Raw genomic sequence first — 18,020 nt, forward strand, 5'->3', positions numbered from 1 at the left:
GAAGTAGGGGTTATCCCGTATGCGCAGGCATTGTCATATTTGCGCAACAAACTGAGGAAGGAACGTTATCGGTTTTGGGAAAGGCCTTATCTTGCGGTTCCCCGGTCATGGAGATGACCGGGGAACCGCTACATATCAGAAATGAATAACCGTCCGAATACTCTTACCCTCATGCATCAGGTCAAACGCCTTGTTGATGTCTTCCAGCGGCATTTCATGGGTAATGAACACATCCAGGGGGATCTCGCCCTTCTCGGCTTTCTCCACGTAGCCCGGCAGTTCGGTGCGGCCTTTTACACCGCCGAAGGCTGAGCCACGCCAGACGCGACCGGTCACCAGCTGGAACGGGCGGGTGCTGATTTCCTCGCCGGCACCGGCTACACCGATGATGGTGGATTCGCCCCAGCCCTTGTGACAGGCCTCGAGCGCCGCGCGCATCAGCTTCACATTGCCCACGCACTCGAAGGTGTAGTCGGCACCGCCATCGGTCATGTCGACAATGACTTCCTGAATCGGCTTGTCGTAGTCGCTGGGATTGACAACGTCGGTGGCACCCAGTTGCTTGGCGATGTCGAATTTACCCGGGTTGATGTCGACCCCGATGATCCGGCCGGCCTTGGCCATTTTGGCGCCGATGATCGCCGCCAGGCCGATACCGCCGAGACCGAAGATGGCCACGGTTGCGCCTTCCTCAACCTTGGCGGTGTTCAGCACCGCACCGATACCTGTGGTCACGCCGCAGCCGAGCAGGCAAACCTTGTCCAGGGGCGCTTCCTTGGGGATCTTGGCCAGGGAGATTTCCGGCAGTACGGTGTATTCGGAAAAGGTGGAGCAACCCATGTAGTGATACAGCGGCTGGCCTTTGTAGGAGAAGCGGGAGGTACCATCCGGCATCACGCCCTTACCCTGGGTTGCACGAACAGCGCCACACAGGTTGGTTTTACCGGATGTACAGAATTTGCACTCGCCGCACTCAGCCGTATACAGGGGAATGACATGATCCCCTACTTCCAGGTTTTTTACGCCGGGCCCAACGGCTTCGACAATGCCGCCACCTTCGTGGCCCAGAATGGTCGGGAACAGTCCCTCCGGATCCGCACCCGAGAGGGTGTACGCATCAGTGTGACAGACACCGGTGGCAACGATGCGCACCAGAACCTCGCCCTCCTGGGGCGGTGCAACGTCAACTTCGACAATTTCTAGCGGTTTGTTGGCTTCAAAGGCCACCGCGGCACGGGATTTAATCACTTTCGGCTCCTTGATTGCTATGGCGCAGGTATTTGGTTACGACCTCTCAGCCGTGACTGTTTGACTCATTCTAGCCGACTTGGCAATGACCATGTTGCGATTCAGAGGCTCCGAAATCTTTTCTGGATCTGGAGCGTATCTACAGGGCAGAATCAAAAGGTTGAGGAGCTCTTACGTTGCACACGCTTTACTGGTTTACACGGGACCTTCGCCTGCACGACAACGCAGCGCTGCTGGCCGCTTCAAAGTCCGACATGCTGCTCTGCGTTTACGTGGTGGATCCGCGATGGTTCGCGCCCGGGCCGCTGCAGAGCAAGGCCATGGGCGACCACCGCTGGCGTTTTCTCTGGCAAAGCCTGATGGCCCTTGAACGAAGCCTTCGGCCGTTGGGGCAGAGACTCCATATTGCCTATGGCGAGCCGGAAACGGTCATCCCGGAACTTGCCCACGCTCACAGCATTGAGCGCATCGTTCGCTCCCGCCTGCCGGGCACTCAGGAAGCCGGCCAGTGGCGAGCCATCAAGGACAAACTGCCCAAGACCCTGTTCCAGCAATTCGAGACCCTGAGCATGTTCACCGAGGGCTCCCTGCCGATGGCCCTCGAGGATTTGCCGGATACCTTTTCCCAGTTCCGCAAGCAGGTTGAGAAAACCGGTGAACGCTGCTCCGAACGGTTGAGGATTCGCACGCTGACGGCCTTGCCCCCGCCGCCCGGCTTTCCGGAAGACAACCGGGGCGGCTGCCCGCCCATACCAGAGCCCGTGCACCCATTGCAGTTCATGGGCGGTGAAGCGGCAGGACTGGGTCGGCTGAAGGAATTTCTCTACGACAATCACAGCATCGACCGCTACAAAGAGACCCGCAACGCTCTGGATAGCTGGGATGCCTCCTCCAAGTTCTCGCCCTGGCTGGCCAACGGATGCCTCTCGGTTCGGGAGGTGGCCGAAACCATCATCGAATACGAGGCCAGTGAGACCAAAAACGAGTCCACCTACTGGCTCTGGTTCGAACTGCTCTGGCGGGAATACTTCTACTGGTACGCCCTGAAACACGGCGCCAACCTGTTCCGCCGGGATGGCGTCCAGCGCAAGCGCCGACACGGCACATTCTACGGCCACCGTTTCAAGGCCTGGTGCCAGGGCAACACCGAGTATCCGATTGTGAATGCGGCGATGAATCAGCTGCGGGAAACCGGTTACATGAGCAATCGGGCGCGGCAACTGGTGGCAAGTTGCTTTATCAATGAACTTGGGTTGGACTGGCGCTACGGGGCGGCATGGTTCGAGGAGCAGTTGATCGACTATGATGTGGGGAGCAACTACGGCAACTGGCAGTACCTGGCTGGCGTAGGGGCAGACCCGAGAGGACTGCGGCAATTCAATCTGGAAAAACAGGCGCAACAGTACGACCCCACCGGCACCTTCATTGACCGCTGGGGCGGACACGCGGAACAGCCCGTAGGTTTACACACAGTGGATGCGGCAGACTGGCCCCTGTAGTAAAAGGCGATTAGCCATGACGGATATGACGGACAACAGCAGCACAGGTACAGCACGTGAAACCCTGGCCCGCATCATCGATACCAGCTCACCGGCAACCTTGCTGAGCTGCGGCAGCCTGGCAACCGAAATGTCGCGAATCTGGCAGAAACACCAGGAAGGTGTGGACGTGCACACCCTGGACACGTCCGATCCGAACGCCAGCCTGGTGCTCGAAAGGGTCGTAGACCTGGCACTGATTACCGACACCCTCGAACACCTGCCCCATGATGAGGGCGCCCTGCTGTTGGGGCAGCTCAGGAATTACGGCACCCATCAGATTGCCGTAGTCGTAGGCGAGACCCCGGACTGGGCCTTTACCGATTTCATCGGCCTTGGCTTCCGCCGCCACGCCGAGCTGGAAAATGATAACGGCGCACTCACGCTATATACCTACAATCTGGATACTTACAACCACAAACGGGCCTGGAACAATCCAGAGAACTGGGCCAATCCGGAAATGTGGGGCAAAGCATGGTGGTAGAAAGCGCGGCAGTGAACAGTCCGTCCTCTCAGAAACTCAAACCGAGCACGATCAGGATCGGCACCCGTTACCGGGCCAATCGCCTCAAGGGCCCCTACGACACCATTGTGATCGGCTCTGGCATTGGCGGGCTGACAACAGCCGCGTGCCTGGCGAAAGCCGGCAAGAAAGTCCTGGTGCTTGAACAGCATTACACCGCCGGCGGCTATACCCACAGCTATGCCCGCAACGGCTACGAGTGGGACGTGGGCGTCCATTACATCGGCGACATGGGCTCTCCCCACACCCTGGGGCGCAGACTGTTCGATTACATCACCGACGGCAAGCTGGAGTGGGCCCCCATGGACGAGAACTACGACCGGTTCTTCCTGGGTAACAAGGTCGTGAATCTGCGGGCCGGCAAGGAGGGGCTGCGGCTCTCGTTGCTGAGCGCCTTCCCGGACGAACAGGAAGCCATCGACCAGTATGTGAAACTGCTGGGAAAAGTCGCAGATGGCATGCAGTGGTACACGCTCTCCAAACTCACGCCCGGCATCCTCAGCCCGGTCATTAACAAAGGGCTTGATATAGCCCTGCCGGACTGTTTCAACAAGACCACCTGGGAAGTTCTGAGCGAATTGACCGACAACCAGGAGCTGATCGGGGCTATCACCGGCCAGTGGGGCGATTGTGGCGTCACGCCCAGGCAATCGAGTTTCATGGTTCATGCCTTGATCGCCAAACACTACCTCTACGGCGGTTTCTATCCTGTCGGCGGTGCCTCGGAGATCGCGAAAACCATTATCCCGGTCATTCAGCAGCCCGGCGGTGAGGTATTCACCTACGCCGACGTCACCGACATCCTGGTGGAGAAAGGCAAGGCAACCGGCGTGCGCATGGCCGATGGTGAGGAAATCCGGGCACCGATGGTCATCAGCAACGCTGGGGTGATCAACACCTTCGAAAAACTGCTGCCAGCCGATGCGGCTGAAAAGGTTGGCTACAAGAGCAAATGCCGGCACATCATTCCCTCCATGCCCCATATCGGGCTCTACATCGGCCTGAAAGGCACACCGGAAGAACTCGGCCTGCCCCGCACCAATTTCTGGATCTATCCCAGCGCCGATCACGACGACAACGTGCAACAGTTCCTGGATGACCCGGAAAACACCGAGTTTCCGGTGGTTTATATCTCCTTCCCGGCGGCCAAGGATCCGGATTACCAGAACCGCTGGCCGGGCACCTCAACCATCGAGATCGTTGCACCGACCACCTGGGAGATGTTCGAGCCCTGGCAAGACACCATCTGGGGCAAGCGGGGCGAAGACTATGAGGCCCTGAAGCAGAAAATCACCGACCAGTTGCTGGAAGTGATGTACCAGAAGCTGCCGCAGCTACGGGGCAAAGTGGATTACGTGGAGACCTCCACGCCCCTTTCCACCGCCTGGTTCTGCCGTTACGGCCGGGGTGAGCTGTACGGTCTGGACCACAACCCCGAGCGTTTCGAACAGGACTGGCTGAAACCGAAAACCGACATTCCCGGGCTGTACCTCACGGGCCATGACATCCTTACCTGCGGCGTGGTGGGTGCCATGATTGGTGGCCTGGTCAGCACCCTTGCCATTCAGGGTTGGCGCGGCGCCGGGTTGGCGAAACGCATTTTTGTGGGGTAACAACACAGACGATGACCGAGCCTGGAAGCAACCTGGTAGAAGCAGATCTCTCCCGTATCATCGAAATGGCCTGGGAGGACCGCACGCCCTTCGAGGCCATCGAAACCCTCTATGGCCTTCGGGAAAAAGACGTCATCCGCCTGATGCGCCGTGAGCTCAAACCCGGCAGTTTCCGGCTCTGGCGCAAACGGGTAACTGGGCGCAACACCAAACATGGCCAGTTGCGCCCTGAAGGGGTGAGCCGTGGCTATTGCCCGACCCAGTACAAGCATCGATAAGTACTTGGTCATTGGCATTGCCGGCACGGCTGCGCGATCATAGTCACTCAGGTAGCAAGCAAGGAACCCACTCGATGGCACTTTTCAACCAGAAAAACGCCCGCAAACAGCTGGACGCCGAGGCCAGCAAGGTTCATCGGGCGGATCTGGAAACCCTGCTGGACCGCCAGCGCAGTATTGAAGAAAAAGTGAGAGGCAGCGGCAAGCTGTCCCGTTTCAGCACCGACATCAAGCTGATGTTTTCGATGATCCGGGACTACTGGTACGGCAACTACCGGAGCGTACCCTGGAAAACCATCGCCGCGGTAGCAGGTGCCCTGCTTTACGTCATGAACCCTCTGGACGTAATCCCGGATCTGATTCTGGGCTTCGGTTTTATAGACGATGCTGGCGTTGTCGCCCTCTGTCTGAAGCTGGTGGAGTCTGATCTTCATCGCTATGCCGCCTGGAAAGAACAGCAGGAAGAACGGGAAAGAACACCTCAGACGAATTGATTAAATTCTGAACTGACGGTAATCTCTCACCCCTCATCAGCCCAGCCCAAAACTAATCTGGAGATACCGTGGATTTCGCCACTCTTATCGGTCTTGTTGGCGCAATTTTGCTCATTGCTTCGGCAGTTATTCTTGGCGTCTCTCCTTCTGTTTTTATCAATCCACCATCCCTTTTGATCGTCGTTGGCGGCACCTCACTGGTCGTTCTGGCGAAATTCAGCTTTGCGCAGTTTTTCGGAGCCTTCAAAGCCGCCGCCAGAGCCTTCAAATTCAAGTTGCCGGAAACCCAGGCCAGCATCGAAGAACTGGTCGAGATCGCCAACATTGCCCGGAAGGAAGGCGTTCTTGGACTGGAAGACCGTGAAGTAAGCAGCCCGTTTCTGGGCCAGGGTATTCAGATGCTGGTGGATGGACAGGACGGCAAGACTATCAAGGAACTCCTGAACAAAGAGCGGCTGATGACCCTGGACCACAACCGGTCCGGTGCCAAGGTCTTCACGGCCATGGCGGATGTAGCGCCGGCCATGGGCATGATCGGTACCCTGATAGGCCTGGTGCAGATGCTGTCGAACATGGAAGACCCGAAATCCATCGGTCCTGCCATGGCGGTCGCCCTGCTAACCACACTTTACGGCGCCATGATCGCCACCATGATTGCCACTCCGATTGCCGACAAGCTTTCTCTGAGAATGACCGAGGAAGCGCGCATGCAGTCGCTGTACATTGATGCCCTGGTCGCCATTCAGGAAGGAACCAACCCACGCATCATCGAGCAGATGCTCTCAAGCTACCTGCCACCCAAGGAACGTGAAAAAGTAGCCGAAGCAGAAGGCGCGTAACCATGGACGAGCTGCCAGAAGAGGAAAAACCGGGGATTCCGGCGTGGGTTGTTACCTTCGCTGACCTTATGTCCCTGCTGATGTGCTTCTTCGTTCTGCTGCTGTCCTTTTCGGAGATCGACGCCCAGAAGTTCAAGCAGATCGCCGGTGAACTTTCCAAAGCCTTCGGTGTTCAGCGGGACGTGCCCGCCCTGGAAATTCCCAAGGGCACCAGCCCCATTTTCGACAAGTTTTCGCCTGCACCGCCGGAGCCTACCGTGGTCAACGAGGTGAAACAGACCACCACAGAGGAAGACCCGGAACTTCAGACCCTGAAAAGCCCCACCGACATGGCCGTTGAAGCCGCCGTAGAGGAAGAGATGCAGGAAACCATGGACGAGATCCTGAAGGTTCTGGAGCCTGCCATTGCCGATGGCCGCATCAATGTAAGTAAAGATCAGCGGCGAATAGTGATCCGGGTGGAAGAAAAAGGTTCTTTCCCCTCTGGTTCGGCCCAGCTGACCTGGGAGTTTGAAGGGCTGCTGCTGGACATGGCGGAGGTCATTGAAGGCATTCCCGGTGATCTGACCATTGAGGGCCACACCGACAACGTACCCATCCGCACCGATCGTTTCTACAGCAACTGGGATCTGTCTGCTGCCCGTGCCGCCGCTGTGGCCAACGTTCTGGTGGCCCGGGACCAGGTTGAGCCGACCCGCCTGTCCGTCACAGGCCTGGCGGATACCGAGCCCAGAGTCGAAAACACTTCTGCCGAGAACCGCGCCAGGAATCGGCGCGTTGAAATCATCATCGACCTCTCCGGCCCTATGCAGGAACAGGAGGTTCGTCTTCGGGAGTTGATCCAGTCCGAATCTGCCGATGAAGAATCAATCCTGGGTATTGAATCCGACAGCTCGACATCGAACGACATCAACTGGTAAAGGCTCTCTAATTTGGTGCGCCTTACGCTAAAACGCACAAGGATAGTGCGCTTTCCCTCTTGAATCCCCTTCCCCCTCCCCTTCGATATCCCTCAACCGCCTTACCGCTCTTGAATTGCCTCGTTTTGGAACAGCTCTTGCTTCAACTGCACCTCAACAATGCACAACCCAACGTAAAACGGCCCGATAGAGGCCGGACACACAACATCAGGAGCGAAAACCCGTGGACATCACGAGTGCAGTACACACCCTGACCGAAAGCGCCAACACGCTGTTCATCCTTATTGGCGCCATTATGGTGCTGGCCATGCATGCCGGCTTTGCCTTCCTGGAAGTGGGTACCGTTCGCCACAAGAATCAGGTGAATGCCCTGGTCAAGATCATGACCGACTTCGGCATATCCGCCGTGGCCTATTTCTTCATCGGCTACTACATTGCCTACGGTAGCCATTTCATGAGCGGTGCCGCCGAGCTGACTGCTGCCAATGGCTATGATCTGGTGAAGTTTTTCTTCCTGATGACCTTTGCCGCAGCCATTCCCGCGATTGTCTCCGGCGGAATCGCTGAGCGGGCGAAGTTCTATCCGATGCTGATTGCCTCGGGCCTGATCGTTGCCTTTATCTATCCCTTCTTTGAGGGGCTGATCTGGAATGGCAACTATGGTTTCCAGGGCTGGCTGGAGAACCAGTTTGGTGCATCCTTCCACGACTTTGCCGGCTCTGTTGTGGTGCATGCCGTGGGTGGCTGGATCGCCCTGGCGGCCGTACTTGTTCTGGGTGCCCGAAACGGGCGCTACCGTAACGGCAAGGTGGTGGCCTTTGCCCCCTCCAACATTCCCTTCCTGGCCCTGGGCGCCTGGATCCTGACCGTCGGCTGGTTTGGCTTCAACGTGATGTCGGCGCAGACTCTCGACGGCATCAGCGGCCTGGTTGCTGTCAACAGCCTGATGGCGATGGTCGGCGGTATCCTGGTATCCATGCTGCTGGGCCGAAAAGACCCGGGCTTTATCCACAACGGTCCGCTGGCCGGACTGGTGGCTGTGTGTGCCGGCTCAGACCTGATGCATCCGGTGGGAGCACTGGTGACCGGCGGTGTGGCCGGTGCCATCTTCGTGTACCTGTTCGAATGGGCCCAGGCAAAAATCGAGCGACTGGACGATGTGCTCGGTGTCTGGCCCCTGCACGGTGTCTGTGGTGTCTGGGGCGCGATTGCCTGTGGCATCTTTGGTCAGGAAGCGCTCGGTGGCCTGGGCGGCGTCAGCCTGATGTCGCAAATCGTCGGTTCAATAGCCGGCGTTGTGGTGGCCTTTGTCGGCGGCCTGATTGTTTACGGAGCCATCAACGCCATCTCGGGGCTACGCCTCACCGAAGAAGAAGAGTTCAACGGTGCGGATCTGAGCATTCACCGGATTGGTGCAAACGCGGTCGAATAAGCACTTGCCGTTCAGTCGCCGTAGCCAGTCAGTTCCATGTAGCCCTCACCCGAGTGGCTGCCGGCGACGGTGACCGGGCTCTCCCAATAAGGGTAGAGCCCGCTATTCAGATAGTCTCCCGGAGGTGCCGAAACCTCCAGATTCACTCCCAAATCCGGCACCTCCAGACGCCATTGGCGTGGAAAACCCTCGGCATCAGGTTTGGTTGGGCGAAGGCGGAGCTGGTCGGACTGAAGCGCTACCGGCTCACCCTTGTCGGGAATCCAGGTACCTGCCCGAAAGGCACCATCGTCCTCCCGCAGCCGGAAGGCCATCAGTTTGTCCCCCGAGTCCAGGTGCAGGGCGAACCAGTCCCAGCCCTGCTGTCCGGACTTGAGAAACTGGCTGCTCCACTCGCGGTCGAACCAGCCCTTTCCTGTAACTTCCAACGTCTGGTCGCCAAGGGTGACGGTGCCCTCTATCTGAAGGCCCACCAGACTGAAATACATGGAACCCTCGCCATCAGCGGACTTGGCGCTGAAGCCGTTATCGCCATGGGCAACAGGCTCGCCATTGACCGAGATGGATAAGTCGTAGGACCAACCGTCCGCGGCCACCTGCAACCGCCAGGATTCATTCCCGGAGACAGCCTCAAGCTGCCAGTCGTCCAGCCAGACAGCGACCGGCTGTGCCCGGGCTCCGGCATAGCCAACGTCGCCCCGGGCCAGCTTCTCCGCAAAGTAATGTCGGGTATCAAAACTCACAGCAGCATGGGCCATCCAGGCCGCCTCCAGGGGCCAGTTCTTTGGGTCCGGGGACTCAGCGTCCGCCAGTCTCGGCGTGATTGCCTGGCGGAACTGGGTCCACTGCAGGCCCAGGGGCGCGCCATCGTCCGTCTTCAAATTGGCGGTCAGGTACCACCATTCAATCCGATGCTGCGGGTGGGGGCCGAAATCATCAGGAAATGTCAGTCGGTCTCCCGGGCCGGGCTGCAAAAAAGGCACGCCGGATTCGTTTTCTGCGACACCGGCCAGTCCGGCAAACCCTGCCTCTTGCTGTGGCTCCGAACACCCGGCCAGAACCACCAGGAACAAGATTGTGAACCACCGCTTCATCGCTCACCTCCCGCCATCACATTGGCATTCACTGGCGCGACTGACGGTGATTTCAGCTGACGGCTCATCAGTAAGGCAATGCTGAGGCCGATCAGCAGGCTCAGGACACCAAGCTCCAGCCAGAATCGCGGGTACACAGCCATCGGCAGGGACCAGCCAAACGCGATGGGATTGATCCGATGCACCAGCACCCAGGTCAACCAGACGCCAAGCGGCAGGGCCAGCAGGGCAATCGCGCCCGTCAACGACACGGACAGCCGGACCAGCTGGGCCGAAGCCAGCCGGCGTGACAGCCCCCACACCACAAGCAGCCGGAAATACCAGGCCCGGGTCGAGAAAAACACCCAGCCCATCATCAGCAGGGCGATGGCCGCCAGTATCAGGGTCAGGGTGGTCATGGCCCGGGTCAGCAGAAAGGTCTGGTCAAAGATGGCGGAGGCGAGCTCTTCAATGGCCCGGTTGTCCCGAACTGTCAGCTCCTCCACTTGCCACACCCGCCTTAATCCATTGGTTACGTCCTCGATGGAGAGATCGCCAGGCGAGACCGACAGGCTTTGGAAACCGGTGGCGAAGTCCGCCGGGAGCACCGACGGATGAATCAGGATCTCGCCGGCGGGGCGGCCATAATCCGGGTAGATGGCCAGTACAAGGAATTCGAACGACTGGCTTCCGAGGGTTACCTTCAGGGACTGGCCGACCTCTACATCTTGCCGGCGCGCCAGCTGTTCATTCACCATCACGCCCTGGCCCTGTTGCAGGCTCTGCCAGGGCTGCGGCGCCGACTCAAACAACTGCCAACCGGTCACCAGCGGACCAACCGGGCCGATGGCAAAGACGTCAACCCTGGCATCCCCCTCATCTTCGCCGCCCGGCAGGGTTGCCCGGCCCCGAATGACCCGGTGCCACAGGCCAGACACTGCAAGCTCCGGCTGTTCAGCGAGCCAGTCGACCGCCAGGGTTGGATCCGCTGTTTCAGGGACCTCGATGTAATAATCCGCTTCCAGTCTTTGCGCCAGCCATCGGTCGAAGGTGCTTTCAAAAGTGGTCACCAGTGCCTGCACCGCCAGCACCATCGCCATGGCGAACTGTAGAGCTACCAATGGCAGTGCCAGGCGACGAGCCAGCACTGAAAGCTCCCGGTGGCGCCAACGTGCCTGCAGATCCCTGTCGTGGCCGGCCCGCCAGTCTGCAAGCCAGGCAATCAACCTTGGCGCGAGCATGCCGGCAGCCACGAATACCATGGCCACAGCGATAAAAAGCCAGAGCAGATCCGTAACCCAAACCGACAAGGCAAGGCCAGTCAGAAGCACCAACAACACCAAACCGCCGGATCGTCGGTTGCCTCCCGCAAATCCACGGGCCAGTGGACGGAGGAAATCCGCCAGGCAAGCCACCAGAACTACGGCCATCATGGTGACAAGCGGCACCAGCCAGCTCCCGCCCTGGCCTGCATACAACGGCTGATCGAACAGCCCCTCGAGCGCCTGCCCGAAGCCGCTGCCCAGACCAGTGGCCAGCCAGCGGCCAAGCCATATTCCGGGCACAACACAAACCAGGGCCAGCAGCAGGATCTCGACAAACAGCAGGCGATTCACACGACCTTGAGGAACGCCAAACCGATGCAACAGGGCAAAGCTGTCCCGGCGCTGGGCCAACCCAAGCAGATAAACACTGCGCACGAGCAAGGCGGTAATCAGGAGAACCAGAACCCCCAGGGCATCCAGGTTCAGCAGGAAGCTGTCACCCAGCTCACCGGTGTCCGGGCCAACGCTGAAAGGCACCAGCTGATAGCCGGATGGCAGATCGCCGCTGGTGTGATCTTCGGATACCAGCAACGACAGCTCGCTGCCCTGATCCCGGGCCAGTTCAGCCGCTTCACTGATGTCGACAAAGGGCCGGCCATCCAGCTCCCCACCCCAGGGTGCCTCTTGCCCCCCAGGAGCCTGAAAACAGCCTGCTGCCAGAGGGTCGACACCCACCACGCGCCCGCCCTCCGGCGAGGAAACCTCCAGCCACGGCATGACACACAGCCCCGCTCGTCGCAGCTCGACGAAGTGGTCCACAGTCAGGGGGTTACCATCTCTGCGGACTACCTGCTGGCGCTCGGCTACCGCCGATTCGCTCTGATCGAGACTGGCCCGGGCCTGGCTGGTGAGATGATGAACGCCAGTCCAGAGCATGGTGGCAAGCACGATCATGGCGGCCAATGCCAGCAGCTGAAGCGGGTGACGACGGTAGTGGCTGAACAGAGCGGCCGACAGGGTCATGGCGGGCTCAGGTTTCCGGCAGATGGGCAAGATCCAGGTGCTGGCTGCAGCGGCTGGCCAGTTCCGGATCGTGGGTGGCAAGAATCAGACCGCAACCATGTCGGGTCTGCAACTCGAAGAGCTGCCCGATCACCGCCTCGGCGGTATGCCGGTCGAGGCTGCCTGTGGGTTCATCGGCAAGGATCAGGGCTGGCTTCATGGCAAACACCATGGCCAGTGCTGCGCGCTGGCGCTGTCCGCCGGACACCTGATCCGGGAAACGGTCAGCAAGTTCGCCGATGCCCAGTCGCTCGAGCCAGTCCTGACAGCCATCCTCGGATTGGCCCGCAAGCCGGGCCCGAAAACGGACATTGTCCAGCAATGACAGGGCCGGCATCAGGTTGGCTTCCTGGAACACCACACCGATCTGCTGCCGGCGTAGATCGCCCCAGCGCGCGTCAGCCTTGCTGCCGGCTTCCGTTGACCGGGTATCGAACGTCTCGCCGAGAACCTGGACCACGCCTGCATCTGGTTTTTCCAGGCCACACAGGATGTTCAGCAGGGTGCTTTTACCGGAACCCGAGCGGCCGGTCAGCGCCAGTGACTCACCGGCTTCAAGATGCAGCGACAGATCCACAAGCACCGGCACCGGCTCATCGCCACTTTGAAACTGCTTGTTGAGGCCCCGGGCCGAAAGCAAAGAATCCACCATAGTTTTCCTGTCTGACTATTTGAGACGATGCCTCTGACCGGCCAATCGAAGCCTGCTTGTCAGTCAGCTGCCCCGATAGGTTCTGCGTGGGCACCATGCCGGCGTGCACGCCATTCCCGGAACTGTTCCAGCCAGGACAGCAGAGCCGGTATCACCAGCAGAACCAGAAGGGTCGACAGCCCAAGGCCAAAGGCAATGGAGGTGGCCATGGGGATCAGGAACTGGGCCTGCAGGGAGGTCTCGAACATCAGAGGCAGAAGACCACCGATAGTCGTCAGGGAGGTCAGCATCACCGCCCGAACGCGCTGTACCGCCGCCTCATTGAGCGCATCGGTGATACCCAGTCCTTTTTTCCGCTGCTGGTTGTAGAAAGCTACGAGGATGATGGCGTTATTGACCACAATCCCCGACAGACCGAACAGACCAAAGAGCGACAGAATGGTCAGCTGCAGCCCCATCAGCCAGTGCCCAAGCAACGCACCCACCAGGGCAAACGGAATGATGGCCATGACGATCAGCGGCAGGCTCCAGGAGGCAAAGACCCAGGCCAGCACCACGTACATGAGCGCCAGACCGATAACCAGGCCGGTTTGCATGTCCCCCAGTGTTTCCCGCTGGTCGGCCGCACGGCCCTCAAAGCTGTAACGCACATTGTAGCGACTGGCGATGTCCGGCAGTGCCTCTGCCTCAAGACTGGTCAGAATCTGGTCCGTGGTGCTGACCCGGGTATTCAGTCCGGAGGTCACCTCCACCGCCAGCCGACCCTCGGCATGGCGCAGCGCCTGGAAGCCCTGACGATGATCCAGGTTCATGACCTGGGTCAGGGGTACAAAACGACCGTCCGGAATCCGGATTGTGATGCGTGACAGGGTCGACAGCTGCTCCCGCTGATCCTGGGGCAGCTGCACGCGAACTTCCACTTCGTCACGGCCATCCTGATAGATCTGGGCAATGCGGCCATCAAAGGCCGCCCTGAGCTGACGCCCCAGATCCGTGGTGGTCAGCCCCAACGCCTCACCGTAGGCGCTGACCTGATAAATCAGCTGTTCCCTGCCCCAGGGCATATCGTCTTCAACATCAAGCACGCCCGGAAGCGTCGAAAGCGCCTGGCCCAGTTCCTCCGCCGCACGCTTCAGATCTTCGGCGTTCTCGCCGGTCAGCCGCACATTCACATCCCGGCCCGGCGGCCCGGCCTGGCGTTCGGAAATGGTCAGGTTGTCCAGCCCGGCCGGCGTCTCCAGCCGGCTGCGCCATTCGGTAATAAATTCGGGATTACGAACCGAACGACGGTCGGACGGCACTAGTTCAATCATCATCGAACCCAGCTCGTCGCCACTGCGCGAACTGCCTTCCGCCCCCTGGGTTGCGCCCCGGGTGGTGACGGCATGGAGGATAAAATCGCCGCCCAGAGCCTCTTCCGTTTCATTGAGGGTTTGCTGCATCTGGCTCAGGAAATCATCCACCGTGCCCCGATCGGTACCGGCCACAAAGCTGGCATTGGCGTAGAACACCGAAGGCTCCGGTGTCGGGAAAAAGTTGAACCCGAGCCGGCCACCGGCCAGCAGACCAACCGTTACGATAGCCAGAGCCACGGCGCTCGCCACTGTCGCGCCCCTGTGTTGCAGGCTGTAACGGGAAAACCGGCGAAACCGGCCTTCCCGGAAACGGTCGAAACGCTGCTCGAAGCCTCGCCGGAAGCGCTCCACGGGGCCCGGCGTTTTCGGCTCAGGTTCTGCCTCCCCTGCTTGCTTTTTGCGCCGGGGTACGAAGGCATGCCTCAGATGCGCCGGAAGCACGATGAAACACTCAAGCAGGGAAGCGACCAGAACGCAGATCATCACCAGCGGAATATCACCCAGAATATTGCCAATGACACCGCCCACCACCAGCAGGGGCATGAACGCGGCAACGGTGGTCAATGAAGAGGCCAGCACGGGCCAGACCATGCGCTTGGCCGCCCCCTCTGAGGCGTAGATGGATTCCTCACCCATTCGCGCGTGGGCGTCGGCGTCCTCGCCCACCACAATGGCATCGTCGACGATCACCCCCAGCGCCATGATCAGGGCAAACAGGGAGATCATGTTGATGGAGCCACCGATCAGCCAGAGCACCGCCATGGCGGCCAGAAACGCCGTTGGAATGCCGACGGCCACCCACATGGCAACCCTGCCCGGGAGAAACAGGTAAAGCAGGCACACCACCAGTACCAGGCCGCCCAGACCGTTGTTCACCAGCAGAGAGATACGGTCATCCAGCAGCTGCCAGGTCTCATCGTACACTTCCAGCTTTACCGTCGGTGGCAATACCGGCCGGGTATCCGCCAGCCAGTTCTCCAGTACTTTCGCCGCCGCCAGCGAATTGCCATTCTCCGATCGCTGCAGTTGCAGCTCAACCGCCGGCTTGCCGTCCTTTTCCAGCGTTACCTGGCTCTCGCGGGCCTCCTGACGGATGATCGCGACATCGCCCAGGTTCAGCTGGATCCTCTCACCACTAAGCACCGGAATGTTCTCGAACTCCTGAGGGCTGCGCCGTTGTTCCACGGCCCGGAGCTCCCGGGTGGCATCCTGCTGCGCCATCATGCCTGCAGGCAGATCCCGGGAGATCGCAGCCACTCGCTCGGCAATCTGGTCCAGTGACAGCCCCAGTGTCTCCAGCCGTTCTACCGGCACATCAATACTGATCTGCTGCTCCGGCAGGCCGCGAATCGACACCCGGTCGATACCGCGCTGGAGCAGTTCATCCTCAAACCGGTAGGCCAGTTGCCTCAGCTCGCTTCGATCAACATCGCCAAACACCAGCAACCGGGCTACCGGCTCGTAACGTTCAATCCGGGTTACCTGGGGCTCTTCGGCCTCGGCGGGGAAGTTGGTGAATTCGTCGACCTGCTGTCGCACGTCGTCCAGGGCCTGGATCGGATTGGTACCTTCCTCGAATTCCAGAGTGATGGAAGACACACTCTGGGCCGAGGTGGAGGTCATTTTTTTCAGTCCATCCACACTGCGCAGGCGTTGTTCCAGCGGATTCGTGATCCCCTGTTCCACATCTTCCGCGGAGGCACCGCTCCAGACCACCCGGACACTAACCACATCCAGGGCGAAGGTGGGGAAGAACTGGATGTTCATACGGGTCAGGGCCAGCACGCCACCGAGCAGCATGACCAGCATCACCAGGTTGGCAGCAACCCGGTGATGAACGAAAAAACCGATGACGCCCTTTTTCCGCCTCATTGCGTCGCCGCTCCGGAATCCGCCATATCCACCTTGAGGCCGGTAACGGCATTGGGCAGGTGCGTGGTGATCAGTTGCGCGCCGGACACCAGGGCTTCACCGGATACCAGCAGGCGGCGCTCGCCGTTGCTGCCCCGGGCTTCGCCAATACGCTCGATCCGGGCTCGCTCCATCCGGCCATCGGATGACAACAGATAAACGCTGTCGGCACCGTAGAGGGCGCTGAACGGAATCGACACGGTATTACTCCGCGCCGCCCGCTCAAGGGTTACCGGCATCAAACCGCCCGGCCGAATCCCCTTGGGGTCTCCCTGCAGTTCGAGAATGGCTTCGGTTCCGGACGGATCACTGGTCCCGGCAAAGCGCGCCAGCCGGAACCGGTGCTGATCACCAGCACTGGTCGCGGTCAGTGTTTCCCCGCGCGCCAGGGCATCCAGAAGCTCGGCCCGGAACATCTCCGGCACCCGGGCCCTGAGTTCGAGACCATCAACGGGGTACAGCGACAGCAGGGGTTCATTACGGCTGACCTGATCACCTGCAGCCACCTGGATATCGGTAACAATGCCATCGAAGGACGCGGTCATGCGGGCCCGTTCAGCATCACGCCGGGTGCTGACCAGATTCGCCTCTGCCTGCGCCAGCTTCGCCTCGAGGCTCTGAAGCCGCGCCGGATGCTCTTCGATCGCCCGCTGCCGGGTATTGACCGTCAGCTCTGCCCTGGCTGCAGTGTCCGTAGCCGCTTCCAGCGCCTCGCGGGAAGCCAGGTTACGATTCACCAACGACCGGGTGCGTTCAAGCTGCCGCCGGGCGTTTTCGAGAATGGCCTGTTCGCTGGCCAGCGCCGACTGATCATTCCGGTAACGGACCTGTTCCGATCGAATCTGGGCTTCCAGATCTTTTACCTGGGCCTCGGCCTGGGCCAACGATGGCTGAATATCGGCATCGTCCAGTGCCACCAGAAGCTCACCCTTGTTGACCCGCTGCCCTTCCGTCACCGGCCGGGCACCGATACGGCCGGCCAGGGTTGCAGTCACGGTAAGTTGCTCCGGCGCCAGCACTTCGCCATACAGGGGCAGGACCGGTGTGTGGGTACCCGGCTCGACTTCCTGAACCTGAACCCGCCAACTTCGCTCAGTAGCACTGACTTCTGCAGGCTCCGGGCGGGTCATCTTGAGAATCATGAAACCGGCGATACCGACGGCGACGATCAATAGGGGAATCAGTCTTTTGGACATTACTTGCAGGCCAGCTAAGGTAAATAAAGCCCGTCGGGCTGTCAGGTTCAGACTACTATACAATCAAGGCTCGATTTCGGATCGGACAAGCCCTCGCACTGCGTCAATTTTACGCAGCGTAGCTTCAAATCATGGCGACGGAGAACATAAATCTTGGCAATAGAACATCATGTCAATCTCCTCAGTGCAACGCTCATCAATGGCCTGATCGTCGCACTCGTTGTCCTGATCCACTATGAGGTACTAATCAAGTTGAGCGGACTGCTGGTTAAAATGCGCCAGAGCCACCGCTTCCGCCTGATCGCTGCCGTGTTCGGCATTCTCGCCGCCCATACTCTGGAGGTCTGGATTTTTGCCAGTGTGTTTTATTTCATGCACCACGGCGAGGGCTGGGGACAACTGGTCGGCAATTTCAGCGGTAGTATTCTCGACTGCGTTTACTTCTCTTTTACAACCTTCACGACGCTTGGATACGGCGATATCGAAGCCGAGGGAGTACTTCGCTTTTTGACTGGCATCGAAGCACTTACCGGCCTCGTCATGATCACCTGGAGCGCCTCATTCCTGTTCGTGGAAATGCAGCGTTACTGGCCAACCCGCTAGGCCGGGGAACATCCTCGC

15 protein-coding genes are annotated in these 18,020 nt (G+C 59.7%); 9 read left to right on the top strand and 6 right to left on the bottom strand.

Features of this window, described 5'->3' with window-relative positions:
* Positions 1-135: 135 nt before the first annotated feature.
* On the bottom strand, positions 136-1,248 hold the full coding sequence (locus KEHDKFFH_RS12995; protein WP_104322317.1) for an S-(hydroxymethyl)glutathione dehydrogenase/class III alcohol dehydrogenase: 1,113 nt from the start codon (positions 1,246-1,248) through the stop codon (positions 136-138).
* A 176-nt stretch (positions 1,249-1,424) separates the two neighbouring features.
* Between KEHDKFFH_RS12995 and KEHDKFFH_RS13000 the strand changes: the two genes are divergently transcribed.
* The 8 genes from KEHDKFFH_RS13000 (at position 1,425) to KEHDKFFH_RS13035 (ending at position 8,885) form a co-directional block, all read left to right on the top strand.
* Entirely contained in the window at positions 1,425-2,747 is a 1,323-nt protein-coding gene (locus KEHDKFFH_RS13000) for a DASH family cryptochrome (RefSeq protein WP_104322318.1), read from the top strand.
* 16 nt (positions 2,748-2,763) lie between these two features.
* Positions 2,764-3,270 (top strand): DUF6231 family protein, encoded by a 507-nt coding sequence (locus KEHDKFFH_RS13005; protein WP_104322319.1) that lies wholly within the window; start codon positions 2,764-2,766, stop codon positions 3,268-3,270.
* A complete protein-coding gene (locus KEHDKFFH_RS13010) occupies positions 3,261-4,922 on the top strand; it encodes a phytoene desaturase family protein (protein ID WP_104322320.1) in 1,662 nt (553 codons plus the stop codon). The genes KEHDKFFH_RS13005 and KEHDKFFH_RS13010 overlap by 10 nt, the downstream gene beginning before the upstream one ends.
* A gap of 11 nt (positions 4,923-4,933) precedes the next feature.
* Positions 4,934-5,200, top strand: a complete 267-nt coding sequence (locus KEHDKFFH_RS13015) for a TIGR03643 family protein (RefSeq protein WP_104322321.1) — start codon at positions 4,934-4,936, stop codon at positions 5,198-5,200.
* A gap of 74 nt (positions 5,201-5,274) precedes the next feature.
* Positions 5,275-5,694 carry a YkvA family protein gene (locus KEHDKFFH_RS13020; protein WP_104322322.1) on the top strand — a complete coding sequence of 140 codons (420 nt, stop codon included), beginning with the start codon at positions 5,275-5,277 and terminating at the stop codon, positions 5,692-5,694.
* Positions 5,695-5,762: 68 nt separating this feature from the next.
* A complete protein-coding gene (pomA, locus tag KEHDKFFH_RS13025; protein WP_104322323.1) occupies positions 5,763-6,533 on the top strand; it encodes a flagellar motor protein PomA in 771 nt (256 codons plus the stop codon).
* A 2-nt stretch (positions 6,534-6,535) separates the two neighbouring features.
* Entirely contained in the window at positions 6,536-7,453 is a 918-nt protein-coding gene (locus KEHDKFFH_RS13030; protein WP_104322324.1) for a flagellar motor protein MotB, read from the top strand.
* 223 nt (positions 7,454-7,676) lie between these two features.
* The gene (locus tag KEHDKFFH_RS13035) at positions 7,677-8,885 is read left to right on the top strand and encodes an ammonium transporter (RefSeq protein ID WP_104322325.1); all 1,209 of its coding nucleotides are present in this window, start codon (positions 7,677-7,679) and stop codon (positions 8,883-8,885) included.
* Between the two features lie 11 nt (positions 8,886-8,896).
* Here KEHDKFFH_RS13035 and KEHDKFFH_RS13040 read toward each other — a convergent pair whose 3' ends face one another.
* From KEHDKFFH_RS13040 to KEHDKFFH_RS13060, 5 genes are read right to left on the bottom strand one after another with little or no spacing between them, the layout of a single operon-like run.
* On the bottom strand, positions 8,897-9,979 hold the full coding sequence (locus KEHDKFFH_RS13040) for a lipocalin-like domain-containing protein (protein WP_104322326.1): 1,083 nt from the start codon (positions 9,977-9,979) through the stop codon (positions 8,897-8,899).
* On the bottom strand, positions 9,976-12,246 hold the full coding sequence (locus KEHDKFFH_RS13045; RefSeq protein WP_104322327.1) for an FtsX-like permease family protein: 2,271 nt from the start codon (positions 12,244-12,246) through the stop codon (positions 9,976-9,978). Before KEHDKFFH_RS13045 ends, KEHDKFFH_RS13040 begins: the two co-directional genes overlap by 4 nt.
* A gap of 7 nt (positions 12,247-12,253) precedes the next feature.
* Positions 12,254-12,937 carry an ABC transporter ATP-binding protein gene (locus tag KEHDKFFH_RS13050; protein ID WP_104322328.1) on the bottom strand — a complete coding sequence of 228 codons (684 nt, stop codon included), beginning with the start codon at positions 12,935-12,937 and terminating at the stop codon, positions 12,254-12,256.
* A gap of 59 nt (positions 12,938-12,996) precedes the next feature.
* The gene (locus KEHDKFFH_RS13055; protein ID WP_104322329.1) at positions 12,997-16,164 is read right to left on the bottom strand and encodes an efflux RND transporter permease subunit; all 3,168 of its coding nucleotides are present in this window, start codon (positions 16,162-16,164) and stop codon (positions 12,997-12,999) included.
* Entirely contained in the window at positions 16,161-17,399 is a 1,239-nt protein-coding gene (locus KEHDKFFH_RS13060; RefSeq protein ID WP_104322330.1) for an efflux RND transporter periplasmic adaptor subunit, read from the bottom strand. Before KEHDKFFH_RS13060 ends, KEHDKFFH_RS13055 begins: the two co-directional genes overlap by 4 nt.
* Positions 17,400-17,552: 153 nt before the next feature.
* Between KEHDKFFH_RS13060 and KEHDKFFH_RS13065 the strand changes: the two genes are divergently transcribed.
* Positions 17,553-18,002, top strand: a complete 450-nt coding sequence (locus tag KEHDKFFH_RS13065; RefSeq protein ID WP_104322331.1) for a potassium channel family protein — start codon at positions 17,553-17,555, stop codon at positions 18,000-18,002.
* The last annotated feature ends 18 nt before the right edge of the window (positions 18,003-18,020 follow it).

The sequence above is a fragment of the Marinobacter maroccanus genome, assembly GCF_002933275.1.
Classification (GTDB): Bacteria; Pseudomonadota; Gammaproteobacteria; order Pseudomonadales; family Oleiphilaceae; genus Marinobacter; species Marinobacter maroccanus.